Source organism: Nocardioides guangzhouensis (assembly GCF_004519545.1).
In the GTDB taxonomy this organism is placed as follows: domain Bacteria; phylum Actinomycetota; class Actinomycetes; order Propionibacteriales; family Nocardioidaceae; genus Nocardioides; species Nocardioides guangzhouensis.
Map to the genome: position 1 here is coordinate 153,930 of NZ_SDKM01000006.1, position 14,959 is coordinate 168,888.

Here is a 14,959-nt window from a genome sequence, read left to right on the forward strand (position 1 = left end):
TGGATCAGTCGGACAGTGACGACTCGTACGTCGCCGCGTCCATCAGACCGTCCACGTCCCCGGCGTTCGTGGGGACCACCTCGAACAGCCAGCCGCCGCCGTAGGGGTCGGAGTTGACGAGCTCGGGCGTCGCGTCGAGCGCCTCGTTGCGGGCCACGACCTCGCCGCTGACGGGGGCGTAGACGTCGCTCACGGACTTCGTCGACTCGAGCTCGCCGACGGTGCCGTCGGCGATCACCGTGTCCCCCACCTCGGGCAGCGAGACGTAGACGATGTCGCCCAGGGCGTCCTGCGCGAAGTGGGTGATCCCGATCCGGACCGACCCCTCGGCCTCGCCGGGAACCCGGACCCACTCGTGCTCGCTGGTGTACTTCAGTTCCTCGGGGTACACGGTCACTTCCTCGTCGTGGTGGCGGCCGGGCCCGCTGGGACCCTCCGCCGGTCGGGTGGGACGTGCTTCGGTCGCAGGCTACTGCCCGCCCTCGGGTTCGGCGTAGCGAGGTGCCTCGTCGGGGACCACCGACTCGATCTCGAGCTCGTCGTGCTTCTCGAAGGTGATGGTGCCGCCCTCGTCGCGCACCCGGTCGACGGGGCCGGTGGCGAAGTCGAGGGACCCGGCCAGCGTGGTCGGCTCGCCGATCGCGTCGATGACGTACGGCGCGTCGATGACCTGGCCGTCCACCTCGATGCCGCGCGAGGTCTCCTCCACGGAGGTCTGCGCGACCACCCGGATCCGGTCGTTGAACTCCATGGCCTCGGCACCGGCGGCCCGCAGCTCCTGGATGATGTCGATCAGGGTGTCGTCCTGGATCTCGCCCCGGTCGTCGGTGATGGTGATCCGGACGCCCGGCCCGACCGTCGGCACCGTCCCGGCGAGGATGCTCAGGGTGTTGGACTCCTGGCGGGCCTGCTCGAGCGCCGCCTGCCGGCTCGACGTCGAGGTCTGCAGGTCGTCGCGGGTGCGCCGCAGCCGGTCGATCTCGTTCTCAGCCCGCTGGGCGGTGCCGGCGAGGCCGTCGAGGACCCGGATCAGGTCGGATTGACGCAGGGCGCCGTACTGGTCGTCCTCCTCGGTGGAGCGGACCTGGGTCATCGCCGCGAAGCCGACCGCGGCGAGCAGCACGCCGACCACCACTTGGGCCCGGCTCGGCCTGGCCGTCAGCGCGCCCCACAACCGGTCCCGGCCGCTCGGCGGCGGGGACTCCCGGGTGTCGTCGGGGCGCTCGTCAGGCATGGAAGATGTGCCGCCTGATCATCGCGACGTTGGAGAAGATCCGGATGCCGAGGACGACGATGACGCCGGTCGACAGCTGCGCGCCGACGCCGAGCTTGTCGCCGAGGAACACGATCGCCGCGGCGATGAACACGTTGCTGAAGAACGACACCACGAAGACCTTGTCGTCGAAGATGCCGTCGAGGTACGCGCGCAGGGCACCGAACACGGCGTCGAGGGCGGCGACCACCGCGATCGGCAGGTAGGGCTCGAGGCCGAGCGGCACCTCGGGCTGGAAGATCAGTCCGAGCACCACGCCCACGAGCAGTCCGAGAACCGCGATCACTGTCCCATCTCCTTCTCCGGTCCGTCCGGCGCCTGCTCCGCCGACCGCAGGGCCGGGCTGCCGGCACCCGGCAGCTGGAGGGAGCTCGCGTTGCTCATCGCGAAGTCGAAGCCGAAGCTGGCCACGAGGTTGAACCACGCCACGCCCGCGGCCGTCTCCGCGAACCTGGCCTGGAGCGTGTCCCGGTCCCCCACCGCGAGCACCGTATACGGAGCGCGCAGGGGTCGCGACTTGATGTGGATCGCGCCGCCCACGTTGCGGATCGGCGAGACGTTCGTGAGGCGGTTGCCGTTGACCGAGATCGCCTCGGCGCCGGCGCTCCACAGCCCGTCGACCAGCGTCGCGAGGTCCTCGTCGCGCACCCGCCCGTCCTTGGAGCCGTCCGGTGAGTCGTCCAGCCGGATCCGGACTCCCTCGCCGGTCACCGGCCGGAAGCCGGTCTTGGCGCCGAGCTCGTCGGCGCGGTTGGAGGCCTGTTGCTCGGCGCCCGCGAGGTCGTCGAGCGACTCGCCGAGCTGGGAGTTCTCGGCACGCAGGTCGTTGATGGTCTGCTCGAGGTCGGCCAGGTCGTCACGCCGGGAGTTGATCTGGCTGACCAGCTCCTCGCGCCCGCGCTCCTCGGTGGCCGCGTCTTGCGACGTCTGGACAGCGGCGGTCACGATGAGCAGGCCGAACAGCCCCACCACGACCGCAGCGCCCTTCCGGGAGGAGCCCGTGGTGCCCTGCGCCCGGCGGGCGTCGGCGACGTGCTGGTAGTCCTCGTCCAGCGAGCGCTGGGTGAGGACGGTCAGCAGAGGAGCAGTGACGTGCTCGGGGAGGTCTTCACGAGCCGGCATCGACCGCGGGGGCCCTTCGCTCGGTGGTGGCCAGCAGCTTGCGCACCTGCCAGGCGTAGAGGATGCCGGCCCACCAGTAGAGGCCGATGCCCCAGAACGCGAATGCCCAGCCGAAGACCTGCGCCAGCTCGGCGACCCTGCCCTCGCCGTCGCCGAGGAGCAGCAGCGGGAACGCGTAGAGGAGGTTGGCGGTCGCGGCCTTGCCGAGGAAGTGGACCGGCAGCGAGCTGTAGCCGCGGGTGCGCAGGAACGGCACCAGCAGCCAGAGCAGCGCGTCGCGCAGGGGCAGGGCCACCGCCAGCCACCACGGGATGATCTCCCGCAGCGCCAGCCCCACGACGACGGCGAGGATGTAGAGCCGGTCGGCGACGGGGTCGAGGATCTCCCCCAGCGTCGAGCGCTGGTCGAGCTTGCGGGCGAGGTAGCCGTCGAGCCAGTCGGTGAAGCCCGAGACCGCCAGCACCACCAGCGCCCAGCCGTCTGCCTCGGGACCGAGCACCAGCCACAGGAACAGGGGCACGCCGAGCAGGCGGAGCATGCTCAACAGGTTGGGCAGGGTCCACACCTTGGCGGGCTGTGACTCGTCCTGCACGTCCTTCTGACCGTCTTCCACGCGATGCTCGAGGCCCCGCGCGTCTACCTGCGCCCGGGCACGATCACCTTAGCCGCCGCCCCGCGACGGACGGACTCCGACTCACGTGGCACCGGCCGTGTCGTCGAGGTGCGCGGCGTCGCGGATCTCGCCGACCAGCTCCTCGAGCAGGTCCTCGAGGGTGACCAGGCCGAGCGTGGTGCCGTCCTCGGCGACCACGCGCCCCATGTGGGCGCCCTTGCGCTGCAGGGTCTCGAGCGCCTCGTGCAGCGCGTCCCGGGCACGGACGCTGGCGAACGGGTGCACCCACTTGTCCTCGATGGGTCGCCGCCGGCGCTCGGGGTCGGTCTCGATGACGTCCTTGATGTGCAGGTAGCCCACGGGCTCGCCGGCGTCGTCCACGACGGGGAACCGGGAGTAGCCCGTGGCCGCGCAGACGTCCTCGACGTCGGCCGCGGTGGCGCCCTGGGTCAGCGTCGAGAGGGTGTCCAGCGGGAGCAGGACGTCGTCGACGGTCCGCTCGGTGAAGCCGAGGGCGCCGGCCAGCCGGACGTACTCGTCGTCCTCGAGCAGACCCTCGCCCCGCGACTCCTCGACCAGGGCGGCGACCTCCTCCCGGGTGAACGTCGAGGAGACCTCGTCCTTGGGCTCGATCCGCAGCAGCCGCAGCGTGCCGTTCGCGATCGCGTTGAGCGTGACGATGATCGGGCGCAGCATCGTGACGATCGCCATCATCGGCGGACCGAGCACGATCGCTGCCCGGTCCGGGCCGGCCAGCGCGATGTTCTTCGGCACCATCTCGCCGAGCACCACGTGGAGGTAGACGACGATGCCGAGCGCGATCACGAACGAGACCGGGTGCAGCAGGTCGTGCGGCACGCCGGCCCACTCGAACAGCGGCGCGAGCAGGTGGGCGACGGCAGGCTCGCCGACGGCACCGAGGCCGACCGAGCAGATCGTGATGCCCAGCTGGGCCCCGGCCATGACCAGGCTGACGTTCTCCATCGCGCGGAGCGTGGTCCGGGCCATCGAGGAGCCGGCGCGCGCCCGCGGCTCGATCTGGGTACGGCGCGCGGAGACCAGCGCGAACTCGGCTCCCACGAAGAACGCGTTGAAGGCGAGCAGCGCGATCGCCACGACGAGGGCGGTGTAGTCGCTCACCGGCGCACCTCCCCGTCCGTCTCCTGCTCGACGCGCAGCGAGAGCCGCACCCGGTCGACCCGGAGGCCGTCCATGTGCTCGACCCGCAGCACCGCGACCCGGCGCGGCAGCTGCTCGTCGTCGTCGCCGAGCTCGACCGGCAGCTCCACCTCGGCCACGTCACCGGCGAGCGGGATCCGGCCGAGCTGGCGCAGCACCAGGCCGGCAAGGGTGTCGTAGTCCTCGTGCTCGGGCAGCTGGATCCCGGTGATGTCCTCGATCTCGTCGGGCCGCAGCAGCCCCGACAGCGACCAGCTGCCGTCGCGGCGCTGGCGGGCCCGGGCGCTGAGCCGGTCGTGCTCGTCGGAGATGTCGCCGACGATCTCCTCGACGACGTCCTCGAGGGTGACGATGCCGGCCTGGCCGCCGTACTCGTCGAGCACGATGGCCATCTGGAACCCGTCGCGACGCAGCAGCGCGAGCAGCGGGTCGAGGCGCAGGGAGTCGGGCACCACGATCGGCTTCACCATGATGTGCTTGATGCGGGTGGTGGCGCGCTCCGGCACCGGCAGCGCCACCGCGTGCTTCACGTGCACGGTGCCGACCACCTGGTCGCCGTCGTCGAGCACGGGAAACCGCGAGTGGCCGGTGCTGCGGGCGAGGTCGATGATCGCGCTCGCGCGGTCGGTCGCGTCGACGCTGGAGGTGCGCACCCGCGGGGTCATGATCTCGGCGGCGGTGCGCTGGCCGAACTCCACCGAGCGCTCCATGAGCTCGGCGGTGTCCGCATCGAGGGTGCCCTGGTCCGCGGAGCGGGAGATGAGCGAGGCGAGCTCCGTGGAGTTCCGCGCCGAGCGCAGCTCCTCCTGAGGCTCCATGCCCAGGCGCCGGACGATCGCGTTGGCGGAGCCGTTCAGGGTGCGGATCAGCGGCTTGTTCACGGTGGTGAACGCACGCTGCGCACCCTGGGTCGCCCTGGCGGTCCGCAACGGCAACGCGATCGCGAGGTTCTTGGGCACCAGCTCGCCGTAGATCATCGTCAGCGCGGTCGAGATCGCCAGCGCGATGCCGATGGCAGCCGGGTGCACCGCGCCCTCGGGGACGCCGGCGCTGGTGAGCGGGTCGCGCACCAGCGCGGCGATCGCCGGCTCCGCGAGGAAACCGATCGCGAGGTTGGTGACGGTGATGCCGACCTGGGCGCCGGACAGCTGCGTGGAGAGGCTCTTGAGCGCCTTCTGCACGCCCTGGGCGCGCTTGTCACCGGCGGCGGCCGCCTTGTCGACCGCGCTCCGGTCGACCGTCACAAGGGCGAACTCGGCGGCGACGAACACGCCGCAGGCGAGGATGAGTAAGAGGGAGATCCCGAGCAGGATCCACTCGGTCATGGGCGCTCTCCACCGTGGGTGGAGAGCAAGGGACTATCGGGGCCGTCCATAACGGTCGCGTCAGTCGCTTTCTCTCGAGGGGTCGGGCGTACCGGCACAGAATACCGGGTGTGCGGGCGCGGACGCGCATCCCCGGACGGGCCGCCCGGAGCCGTCCGGACCGGCTGTCCACCGAGGCCGGTCGGGCCTACCGTGGACGCATGACCGAGGCCCTCGAACGCCGTGAACCGCACTGCCCCACGTGTGGTCAGCCGCTGCGGACCGGCGGCCACCTCACCCGGGAGAACCTCGCGCTGCTGACGGCCTCCGGCAACGCCGGCGTGACGTTCGAGACCCAGGGCCGCTGCGAGAACGAGGCGTGCCCGGACTTCGGCCGCGACTTCGCGCCCGGGGAGTGGCTCACCCCCGACCCGTAGGTGCGTCGCCTCCGCACCGGCCCCTCAGGCCGGGGCGGTGCCGAGGTGGTAGTGGCGGAACACCGCCTGCGCGACGCATACCGGGCGCCCTCCCGCGTCGTCCTCGACGCGCAGGTCCACGACCAGCTGCTCGGCGTCCTCGAGCTCCTCCACGGCCGCGATCTCCGCGACCAGGCGCACGCGGCTGCCGACCGGCACCGGCTCGGGGAACCGCACCCGGTTGTAGCCGTAGAACATCGCGTCCTCGCCCTCGCAGAAGTGCAACAGCGCGTGGAACAGCCCCGGGATCACGCCGAGCGTCAGGTGCGCGTGGCCGATCGTGCGCCCGAACGGCCCAAACGCGGCCCGCCGCGGGTCGTTGTGCACCCAGTGCCAGTCCTCGACCGCCCGCGCGAACGCGTCCACACGCTCCTGCGTGATCGTGAGCCAGTCGGACGGCCCCAGGGAGGCGCCGACCAGACCGAGGACCTCGCGGGTCCCGCGGACCCGCGCAGGTGGTGTGCTCACGAGACACCCCCTCAGGTCCCGGTCTTCTCGTGCTCCCACCGACCATCCCACTCCCGGACACCCGCCAGACATCCGCTCATCTACCTAGTCCCTCTGCACCAGAAACACTGGGCTGGTGGTGCAGACCAGCGGTCATACGTTGCGGCGGTACTGGCCCCCGACCTCGAAGAACGCCTCGGTGACCTGCTGGAGCGAGCAGACCCGGGCGGCGTCCATGAGGACCGCGAAGACGTTCTCGCCGGAGATCGCCGACTCCTTGAGGCGGGCCAGGGCGGCGTCGGCCTCGGAGCGGTGCGCGGTCTGGAAGTCGCGGACCCGGGTCAGCTGGGACTCCTTCTCCGACTCGGTGGCGCGGGCCAGCTCGATGTGGTCGGGGGTGCCGTCGCCGGCCTCGGGGCGGCGGAAGGTGTTGACGCCGATGATCGGCAGCGAACCGTCGTGCTTGCGCTGCTCGTAGAGCATCGACTCGTCCTGGATGCGGCCGCGCTGGTAGCCGGTCTCCATCGCACCGAGCACTCCCCCGCGCTCGCTGATCCGGTCGAACTCGGCGAGCACCGCCGCCTCGACCAGGTCGGTCAGCTCGTCGATCACGAACGAGCCCTGCAGCGGGTTCTCGTTCATCGCGAGGCCCCACTCCTTGTTGATGATCATCTGGATCGCCAGGGCCCTGCGCACCGACTCCGCCGACGGCGTGGTCACTGCCTCGTCGAAGGCGTTGGTGTGCAGGGAGTTGGCGTTGTCGTAGATCGCGATCAGGGCCTGCAGCGTGGTGCGGATGTCGTTGAAGTCCATCTCCTGCGCGTGCAGCGAACGGCCGCTGGTCTGCACGTGGTACTTCAGCTTCTGCGAGCGCTCGTTCGCGCCGTACTTCTCCTTCATCGCCACCGCCCAGATGCGGCGGGCGACCCGGCCGATCACGGAGTACTCCGGGTCCATCCCGTTGGAGAAGAAGAAGGACAGGTTCGGCGCGAAGTCGTCGATGTCCATGCCGCGCGCCAGGTAGGCCTCGACGTAGGTGAAGCCGTTGGCCAGCGTGAACGCGAGCTGGCTGATCGGGTTCGCCCCGGCCTCGGCGATGTGGTAGCCGGAGATCGACACCGAGTAGAAGTTGCGCACCCGCTGCTGGATGAACCACTCCTGGATGTCGGCCATCATCTTGAGGCTGAACTCGGTCGAGAACAGGCAGGTGTTCTGGCCCTGGTCCTCCTTGAGGATGTCGGCCTGGACGGTGCCGCGCACGTTCGCGAGGGCGTACGATGCGAGCTCGGCGCGCTCGTCCGCCGACGGCTCCCGGTCGTGCTCGGCCCGGAACTTCGCGACCTGCTGGTCGATCACCGTGTTGAGGAAGAAGGCGAGCACGGTAGGCGCCGGGCCGTTGATGGTCATCGACACCGACGTGGTGGGCGCGACCAGGTCGAAGCCGTCGTACAGCGCCTTCATGTCGTCGAGCGTCGCCACCGAGACGCCGGAGGTGCCGACCTTGCCGTAGACGTCGGGACGCGGGTCGGGGTCGCGGCCGTAGAGCGTCACCGAGTCGAACGCCGTGGAGAGGCGGGTGGCCTCGTTGCCCTCGGACAGCAGCTTGAAGCGGCGGTTGGTGCGGAACGGGTCGCCCTCGCCGGCGAACATGCGGGCCGGGTCCTCGCCGTCGCGCTTGAACGGGAACACGCCGGCCGTGAACGGGAAGTAGCCGGGGAGGTTCTCGCGCCGCCAGTAGCGCACCAGCTCGCCGTGGTCGGTGAACTTCGGGAGCGAGACCCGGCGGATGTGGTTGCCGGAGAGGGACTCCCGGGTCAGCCGGGTGTGGATCTCCCGGTCGCGGACCGTGACGACCTGCTCGTCGCCGGAGTACGCCTCGACCACCGCGGGCCAGCCGTCGATCTGGTCGGCGACCTCGCGCGGGAGGTCCTGGCGGGCCTTCTCCAGCAGCGCGTCCACGCCGGCGTTCTCGTCCTCGCCGAGCAGGGCGCGCACCGCGGCCACCTGCTGCGCCCGGCGGGCCGCGTCGGCGAGCTCGTCGGTGCGCTCGTGGTAGTCGCGCACGGTCTCGGTGATCTCGGAGAGGTAGCGCACGCGGGTGGGCGGGACCACCTGGGCGATGCCGCTGGAGTGCCGGACGTCGACGGCCGGCAGGGTGCCGTCCTCGAGGGTCAGCCCGGCGTCGCCGAGGAGGCCGCGCAGGTGCTGGTAGAGCGCGGTGACGCCGTCGTCGTTGAAGGTCGCGGCCGAGGTGCCGAACACCGGCATGTCCTCGGGCTTCTTGCCGAACGCCTCGCGGTTGCGGACCAGCTGCCGCCCGACGTCCCGCATCGCGTCCTTGGCGCCGCGGCGCTCGAACTTGTTGATCGCGACCACGTCGGCGAAGTCGAGCATGTCGATCTTCTCGAGCTGGGAGGCGGCGCCGAACTCCGGCGTCATGACGTACATCGACCGGTCGACGTACGGAAGGATGCCGGCGTCGCCCTGGCCGATGCCCGGGGTCTCGACCACCACGAGGTCGAACCCGGCCGCCTTGGCCACGGTGATCACGTCGGCGAGCGCCTCGGGCAGCTCGTGGCTGCCGCGGGTGGCGAGGCTGCGGAACATGATCCGGTCACCGTCGAGGGCATTCATCCGGATCCGGTCGCCCAGCAGCGCACCACCGCCCCGTCGGCGGGTCGGGTCGACCGCGATCACGGCGACCCGGAGCTTGTCCTGCTGGTCGACGCGGAACCGGCGGACCAGCTCGTCGGTGAGCGAGGACTTGCCGGAGCCGCCGGTGCCGGTGATGCCGAGCACCGGGACGTCGCGCTGCGCGGCGGCCCGCTCGAGGCGGGCGCGGAGCTCGTCGGAGAAGCCGGCGGCCTCGGCTCCGGTGATGGCGCGGGCCACGGCCAGCCGGTCGCCGGAGAGCACCGCGTCCGCGGTGACCTGCTGCTGCGCCCACAGGTCGACGTCGCAGGCCTCGACCATCGTGTTGATCATCCCGACCAGGCCCAGCTTCTGGCCGTCCTCGGGGCTGAAGATCGTGACGCCGCTGGCGCGGAGCCGCTCGATCTCGTCGTGGACGATGACGCCGCCCCCGCCGCCGTAGACCTTCACGTGGCCGGCGCCGCGCTCCTTCAGCGACTCCACGAGGTACTCGAAGTACTCCACGTGACCGCCCTGGTACGACGAGACCGCGACGCCCTGCACGTCCTCCTCGACGCAGGCGTCGACGACCTCCTGCACGCTGCGGTTGTGCCCGAGGTGGATCACCTCGGCGCCCTGGCTCTGGAGGATCCGTCGCATGATGTTGATCGAGGCGTCGTGGCCGTCGAACAGGCTCGAGGCGGTCACGAACCGGACCGGGTGCTGGGGCTGGTGGAGGTCGCTCACCGCAGGCTCCTGAGAAATTAGTAGGACGTCCTACTAATTCTAGGGCCCGACCCCGATCTGGCGCAAAAGCGCGCTGCGGGCACCCACCAGCGAGGGGCCGTACCACGTCAGCAGCCGCCCGCTCACGAGCGCGGTCGGCACCGTGAACGCCTCGGGACCGTCGTCGGCGGTGAACACGTAGGGCTCGTCCGGCAGCAGGACCACGTCGGGCTGTCGGCCCTCGATCGCCGCCGGCGTCGTGTGCGGGTAGCGGTCGTCGTCGTCCGCGAAGACGTTGTCGAGCCCGAGCAGCCGCAGCAGGTCGCCGGTGAACGTGTCCCGGCCGACCACCATCCAGGGGTCGCGCCAGATCGCGACCGCGGCACTCCCCCGCCCGCCTGCCGGCTCCGACCACTCGGCCCGGGCGGCGGCCAGCCAGTCCGGCCGCAGTGCGAACGCCTCGGTGAACAGGCGGTCCAGGGAGCCGAGCGCCTGCTCGACCGTCTCGGTGACGGTCACCCACACCTGGGTGCCGCGCTCGCGCAGCCGGCGTACGTCGAGCTCGCGGTTCTCCTCCTGGTTGGCGACCACGAGGTCGGGCTCGAGCGCGGCGATCGCGGCCAGGTCGGGGTTCTTGGTCCCCCGGACCCGGGTCACGTCGAGGTCCGCCGGGTGGGTGCACCAGTCGGTGGCCCCGACCAGGCGGTGCGGCACGGTCGCGGCCAGGGACTCGGTGATCGAGGGCACCAGCGACACCACGCGTGACGGGGGGCCGTCGAGGCGGACGGGATGGTCCAGGTCGTCGCGCAGGTCGGTCACGTCCGCGAGGCTAACGGGCCGCGCCGACCACCGGCCGGGCCCGTGGGTCGGGCGCCGTACGCTTCGCGGGTGCTGCTCGCCGACCCCGGATCCGCGCTGCGCGACGCGGTCTCCGTGGTCGCGCTGGTCGGCCTCCTCGTCGTGGCGTTCCGGCACCCGCGGGGGCGCACCGAGGCGCTGGCCGGGATCGTCGCGGCGGCTGCCGTGCTGCTGATCGGGGCGGTCGGCGTCGACGCCGCCGCCGACCAGGTCGAGCGGATGCTGCCGGTGGTGCTGTTCCTCGCCGCGGTGCTGGTGGTGGCCGAGGCGTGCGCGGCCGAGGGGGTGTTCGACGCCGTCGGCGACGCCGTCCGCCGGGCCGGGCGCGGCGACGCCCACCGGGTGCTGCTGGTGACGTTCCTGGCCGCGTCCGTGATCACCGCGGCGCTCAGCCTGGACGCCACGGTGGTGCTGCTGACGCCCGTGGTGGCGGCCGCGGTGGCCGGCTCGGCCGCGCAGCGGCCGGTGGTGCACTCCTGCGTGCGGCTGGCGAACTCGGCCTCGCTGCTGCTGCCGGTCTCCAACCTCACCAACCTGCTGGCGCTGCCCGACGTGGCGCTCTCGTTCGGCGGATGGCTGCTGGTCATGGCACCGGTGTGGGTGGTGGTGATCGCCGTGGAGTACGCCGGCGTCCGCCTGTTCTTCGCCCGCGACCTGCGCGCAGCGGTGCCGGCGCCGGACCGCACCCTCGTCCACCTGCCCGCCTTCCCGGTCGTCGTGGTGGTGGCGATGCTGGCCGGCTTCGCCGTCGGGTCGACGTACGGCGTGGAGCCGTTCTGGGTGGCCGGCGCGGCCGCGCTGGTGCTCGGAGCCAGGTCGGTACGGGCCGGGCACTTCACAGCGGCCCGCGCGCTGCACGCGACCCACCTGACCTTCGGGGTGTTCGTGCTCTGCCTCGGCGTGGTGGTGGCGGCGCTCGACGGGTCGTTCCTCCGCGACGTGGTCGGCGACGCCCTCCCCGGCGGCGACGGACTGGCCGCCCTGCTGGTCCTGGCGCTGGTGGCCACGGTGCTGGCGAACCTGGTCAACAACCTGCCGGCGACGCTCCTGCTGGTGCCGCTGGTCGCTCCCCTCGGCACCACCGCCGTGCTGGCCACCCTGGTCGGCCTCAACGTGGGCTCGGGCCTGGCCTGGCCGGGCTCGCTGGCCAACCTGCTCTGGCGCCGGGCGCTGGTGCGCCGCGGCGTACCCGTCTCCTCGGCGACGTTCCACGCGCACGCAGCCCTGGTCACGCCGGTCGCCCTGGTCGCCGGGGTGGTCACCCTGTGGGCGGTGTCCTGAAACCCGGGAGTAACACGCTGACAGTAGTAGTGTCAGGGTCGGCCGGATCCCGTGATCGGACCCCGTGATCGGACCCCGTGATCGGACCCAGTGATCGGACCCCGTGATCGGACCCCGTGATCGGACCCCGTGATCGACCGCAGCGAAGGGACCTCCATGACAGCGCAGCACGACCTCGACGACGAGATGCTCACCGTCGACGACCTCGCGCTCGTCACCGGGACGACGGTGCGCACCTGTCGCTACTACGCGACGCTCGGCCTGCTCCCGCCGCCGGTGCGCCGCGGGCGGGTCGCCTACTACGACACCCGGCACCGCAGCCGCCTCGACCTCATCAAGGCGCTGCAGGACCACGGGTTCACGCTCTCGGCGATCGAGCGGTACCTGGCCCGGGTCCCGGTCGACGCCTCACCGGAGACGCTGGCGATGCAGCGCGCGATCCTCACCTCCTGGTCCCCTGAGCCGACCGAGGAGCTGAGCCTGCGCCAGCTCGAGACGCGGGCCGGCCGGCCGCTCGGCGACGACGTGCTCGACCACCTGCTGGCGTCCGGGTCGCTGGAGCGTCGCGGTGACCGGTATGCCGTGCTGCCCGGTTTCGACGTGGCGCTGGAGATCCTGGAGCTGGACATCCCGGTCGAGGGCATCCTCGCGGCGACCGAGGCGATCCAGCGGCACACCGAGGCGCTGGCCGAGGAGCTCACCGAGATCTTCCGCCACCAGGTCCTCCGCCCCTACCGCGAGGCCCGCCACTCCGACCTGGACGATGCCCGCTTCGAGTCCACGATGTCGCGGCTGCGCCAGCTCACCCTCGAGGCGATCGTGAGCGGCTTCCAGCGGGCCTCCAACCAGGTGATCAGCCGGTCCTTCCTGCGCGACTGACCGGGCCCCGCACCACGGAGCACGTCGGCCACCCCAGTGCCGGACCCCAGTAGCGACATGGCCCGTTCGGGCCGGGGGACGACACCCGACCGGGCCATGCTGTTGGGCGCCACTGGACGGTTACGGCCCCGGCCGACCCGAGGGACAATGACCGCCGGAAGGGTGCATTTGTGACTTTGTCGGCAATTCCGGACACGGACTGGCGCGACGTCGCGGACCGGCTGGCCGCTGAGTACGCCGACGTCCCGAGCGGCTCGGTCCTGCGGTGCGTGGCGCGGGCCGTGCACCGGGCCCGGCTCGACGGGCTCCCGCCCGAGCTGGTCGCCGGCGCCGGCGAGGCGATCGCCCGGCAGCTGCTCGAGCTGCGCCGGCGTTCGCAGGCCACCCGGGTGGTGCCGGCGCCCCGTCGCCCGGTGGCCTGAGCGGCCGCTCCCCGCCCGCCGGCCCGACCGTCGGCCCGGAGTCGGCCTAGAACTGGCTGCGGCTCGCCCGCTCGCGCCGGCGCCGCTGCGCCCAGTGCCCGATCAGGGCGAGCACCAGTCCCCAGGCCATCAGCAGCACGCCGCCGACGGCCCACGTGCGGTCGGTGAAGACGATTGCCAGCAGCGTCATGGCCACGCCGAGCCAGAACACGATCGGCAGGTAGATCCGCTGCATGGCCCGAGCCTAGTCGGCCGCCGTCTCGGGGACCGGGTGGCGCGCGACCCAGGCGTCCCACGCCTCCGGGGCGATGCCGTCCCGCAGCTGACCGGCGACCTGCTCGGTCATCCAGGCACGCAGCGCGGTCAGCTCGGGAGGCGAGGCCAGCGTGAGCAGCTGCCGCTCCTCGCAGAGGGCGTCGGCGAGCCGGACCGCCCCCTGGAGCTTCTCGACCTCCGCCGCGAACTCCCGTGGCATGGCCATGTCGACGTCGATCAGCTCGTGGCCCTCGGCGGCCGCCTGCTGGGCCACCTTGCGGCCGGTGTGCCGGGCCGCGGTGGGACCGCGGAGCAGCCCCTGCAACCGCTCGGACAGCTCGCGCGAGCGCGGGTCGTCCTGGTGGACGGATATCAGCTGCAGCTCACGGATCAGCTCGTCGAGGTGCTGGTCCTGGCGCAGGCTCAGGTCGACCGGGCAGCCGGCCAGCCGCACCAGCCCCCAGCCCTCGGGGAGCTCGGTCGGCGCCGCCTCGACCGGCGCGCGCACGTCACCCTCGAGCGTCGGCGGTCGCACGTCGTACGACGCGTCGCCGGGGCCGAGCTCGGCCCACACCCGCTTCCCGGCCTTGGTGAGCTCGATGCCCCAGTCGCTGGCCAGGATCGACACGATGGCGAGCCCGCGGCCGGTGGTCGGCTCCTCCTCCAGGACCGGGGCCACGTCCCCGCCCGGGAAGCCGGGCCGCGGGTGCACCGCGGCGGCCGGCACCGGGCCGTCGTCCTCGACGCTGACCCGGATCCCGGACCGCAGCCGGTGCATCACGATCTCCATGAAGGTCGTGCCGCTGTGGAGCACCGCGTTGCCGGCCAGCTCGCTGACGCAGAGCGTCGCGTCGTCGAGCAGCTCGGCGCGGCCCCAGGAGCGCAGCCCGTCGCTGACGAACCGCCGGGCACCGGACACGCACGCGGGGTCGGCCGCGAGGCGGACGCGCAGGTCGGCGCGGTCCGCGGGCGTGCTCTGCATTCCGGCATTCTCACCCACCGCGGCGGGTCCGCAGGGGAATGCCCGAAAATTCCGGGGTTGTCCAGTCCTCGGACACGGTGCTCAACCCCCGGACACGTGGCCCGCACGCACCAGGCCGGACTCGTAGGCGAACACCACCGCCTGGGCCCGGTCGCGGACCTCGGCTTTGCCGTAGATCCGTCCGACGTGGGTGCGGACGGTGGCCTCCCCGAGGTGCAGCCGGGCCGCGATCTCGTCGTTGGTCAGGCCGCGCGCCACGAGCTGCAGCACCTCGCGCTCCCGGTCCGTCATCGCGTCCAGCCGCCGCAGCAGGGCGGGCGCCGGCTCCTCGATCCGCAGGTGCTGCTCGATGAGGCGTCGGGTGACGCTCGGGGCCAGCAACGCGTCACCGGCCGCGACGGTCCGCACCGCGGCGTACAGCGACTGGCGGGGGGCGTCCTTGAGCAGGAACCCGCTGGCGCCGGCCCGGAGTGCGGCCAGGACGTACTCGTCGAGGTCGAACGTGGTCAGG

Annotated in this window: 17 protein-coding genes; 4 read left to right on the forward strand and 13 right to left on the reverse strand. The window is 72.1% G+C overall.

Annotation, left to right across the window (positions count from 1 at the left end):
* Positions 1 to 4 precede the first annotated feature (4 nt).
* From gcvH to EKO23_RS06040, 7 genes are all read right to left on the reverse strand, one after another.
* On the reverse strand, positions 5 to 391 hold the full coding sequence (gene gcvH, locus EKO23_RS06010) for a glycine cleavage system protein GcvH (RefSeq protein WP_134715101.1): 387 nt from the start codon (positions 389 to 391) through the stop codon (positions 5 to 7).
* 78 nt (positions 392 to 469) lie between these two features.
* Positions 470 to 1,234 carry a DUF881 domain-containing protein gene (locus EKO23_RS06015; protein WP_134715103.1) on the reverse strand — a complete coding sequence of 255 codons (765 nt, stop codon included), beginning with the start codon at positions 1,232 to 1,234 and terminating at the stop codon, positions 470 to 472.
* Positions 1,227 to 1,559 carry a small basic family protein gene (locus tag EKO23_RS06020; protein ID WP_134715106.1) on the reverse strand — a complete coding sequence of 111 codons (333 nt, stop codon included), beginning with the start codon at positions 1,557 to 1,559 and terminating at the stop codon, positions 1,227 to 1,229. Before EKO23_RS06020 ends, EKO23_RS06015 begins: the two co-directional genes overlap by 8 nt.
* Complete coding sequence (locus EKO23_RS06025) at positions 1,556 to 2,395, reverse strand: DUF881 domain-containing protein (protein WP_134715108.1); 840 nt, start codon at positions 2,393 to 2,395, stop codon at positions 1,556 to 1,558. Before EKO23_RS06025 ends, EKO23_RS06020 begins: the two co-directional genes overlap by 4 nt.
* On the reverse strand, positions 2,382 to 3,008 hold the full coding sequence (gene clsA, locus EKO23_RS06030) for a cardiolipin synthase ClsA (protein ID WP_281280874.1): 627 nt from the start codon (positions 3,006 to 3,008) through the stop codon (positions 2,382 to 2,384). Before clsA ends, EKO23_RS06025 begins: the two co-directional genes overlap by 14 nt.
* 81 nt (positions 3,009 to 3,089) lie before the next feature.
* Positions 3,090 to 4,148: a hemolysin family protein gene (locus EKO23_RS06035; RefSeq protein WP_134715111.1), complete on the reverse strand. Its 1,059-nt coding sequence runs from the start codon at positions 4,146 to 4,148 to the stop codon at positions 3,090 to 3,092.
* A complete protein-coding gene (locus tag EKO23_RS06040; protein WP_134715114.1) occupies positions 4,145 to 5,512 on the reverse strand; it encodes a hemolysin family protein in 1,368 nt (455 codons plus the stop codon). Before EKO23_RS06040 ends, EKO23_RS06035 begins: the two co-directional genes overlap by 4 nt.
* Before the next feature lie 200 nt (positions 5,513 to 5,712).
* Between EKO23_RS06040 and EKO23_RS06045 the strand changes: the two genes are divergently transcribed.
* Positions 5,713 to 5,928: a hypothetical protein gene (locus EKO23_RS06045; protein ID WP_134715116.1), complete on the forward strand. Its 216-nt coding sequence runs from the start codon at positions 5,713 to 5,715 to the stop codon at positions 5,926 to 5,928.
* Positions 5,929 to 5,952: 24 nt separating this feature from the next.
* Here the strand turns inward: EKO23_RS06045 and EKO23_RS06050 are convergent, their stop codons facing one another.
* The 3 genes from EKO23_RS06050 to EKO23_RS06060 form a co-directional block, all read right to left on the reverse strand.
* Positions 5,953 to 6,435, reverse strand: a complete 483-nt coding sequence (locus EKO23_RS06050) for a MaoC family dehydratase (RefSeq protein ID WP_217702495.1) — start codon at positions 6,433 to 6,435, stop codon at positions 5,953 to 5,955.
* Between the two features lie 132 nt (positions 6,436 to 6,567).
* Positions 6,568 to 9,792 (reverse strand): fused isobutyryl-CoA mutase/GTPase IcmF, encoded by a 3,225-nt coding sequence (icmF, locus tag EKO23_RS06055; RefSeq protein WP_134715122.1) that lies wholly within the window; start codon positions 9,790 to 9,792, stop codon positions 6,568 to 6,570.
* A gap of 39 nt (positions 9,793 to 9,831) precedes the next feature.
* Positions 9,832 to 10,581, reverse strand: coding sequence for a helical backbone metal receptor (locus EKO23_RS06060; RefSeq protein ID WP_217702501.1), 750 nt, complete (start codon positions 10,579 to 10,581; stop codon positions 9,832 to 9,834).
* A 78-nt stretch (positions 10,582 to 10,659) separates the two neighbouring features.
* Between EKO23_RS06060 and EKO23_RS06065 the strand changes: the two genes are divergently transcribed.
* From EKO23_RS06065 to EKO23_RS06075, 3 genes are all read left to right on the forward strand, one after another.
* A complete protein-coding gene (locus tag EKO23_RS06065) occupies positions 10,660 to 11,910 on the forward strand; it encodes an SLC13 family permease (protein ID WP_167880342.1) in 1,251 nt (416 codons plus the stop codon).
* 156 nt (positions 11,911 to 12,066) lie between these two features.
* Positions 12,067 to 12,789: a MerR family transcriptional regulator gene (locus tag EKO23_RS06070; RefSeq protein ID WP_134715131.1), complete on the forward strand. Its 723-nt coding sequence runs from the start codon at positions 12,067 to 12,069 to the stop codon at positions 12,787 to 12,789.
* Between the two features lie 170 nt (positions 12,790 to 12,959).
* Positions 12,960 to 13,211, forward strand: coding sequence for a hypothetical protein (locus EKO23_RS06075; RefSeq protein ID WP_134715134.1), 252 nt, complete (start codon positions 12,960 to 12,962; stop codon positions 13,209 to 13,211).
* 46 nt (positions 13,212 to 13,257) lie between these two features.
* On the opposite strand, the gene EKO23_RS06080 is transcribed toward EKO23_RS06075, so the two are convergent.
* The 3 genes from EKO23_RS06080 to EKO23_RS06090 form a co-directional block, all read right to left on the reverse strand.
* On the reverse strand, positions 13,258 to 13,446 hold the full coding sequence (locus EKO23_RS06080; protein ID WP_134715137.1) for a hypothetical protein: 189 nt from the start codon (positions 13,444 to 13,446) through the stop codon (positions 13,258 to 13,260).
* A gap of 9 nt (positions 13,447 to 13,455) precedes the next feature.
* Complete coding sequence (locus EKO23_RS06085) at positions 13,456 to 14,448, reverse strand: ATP-binding protein (RefSeq protein ID WP_134715139.1); 993 nt, start codon at positions 14,446 to 14,448, stop codon at positions 13,456 to 13,458.
* An 81-nt stretch (positions 14,449 to 14,529) separates the two neighbouring features.
* On the reverse strand, positions 14,530 to 14,959 hold a 430-nt coding region (locus EKO23_RS06090; RefSeq protein ID WP_134715143.1), incomplete at its 5' end, for a response regulator transcription factor.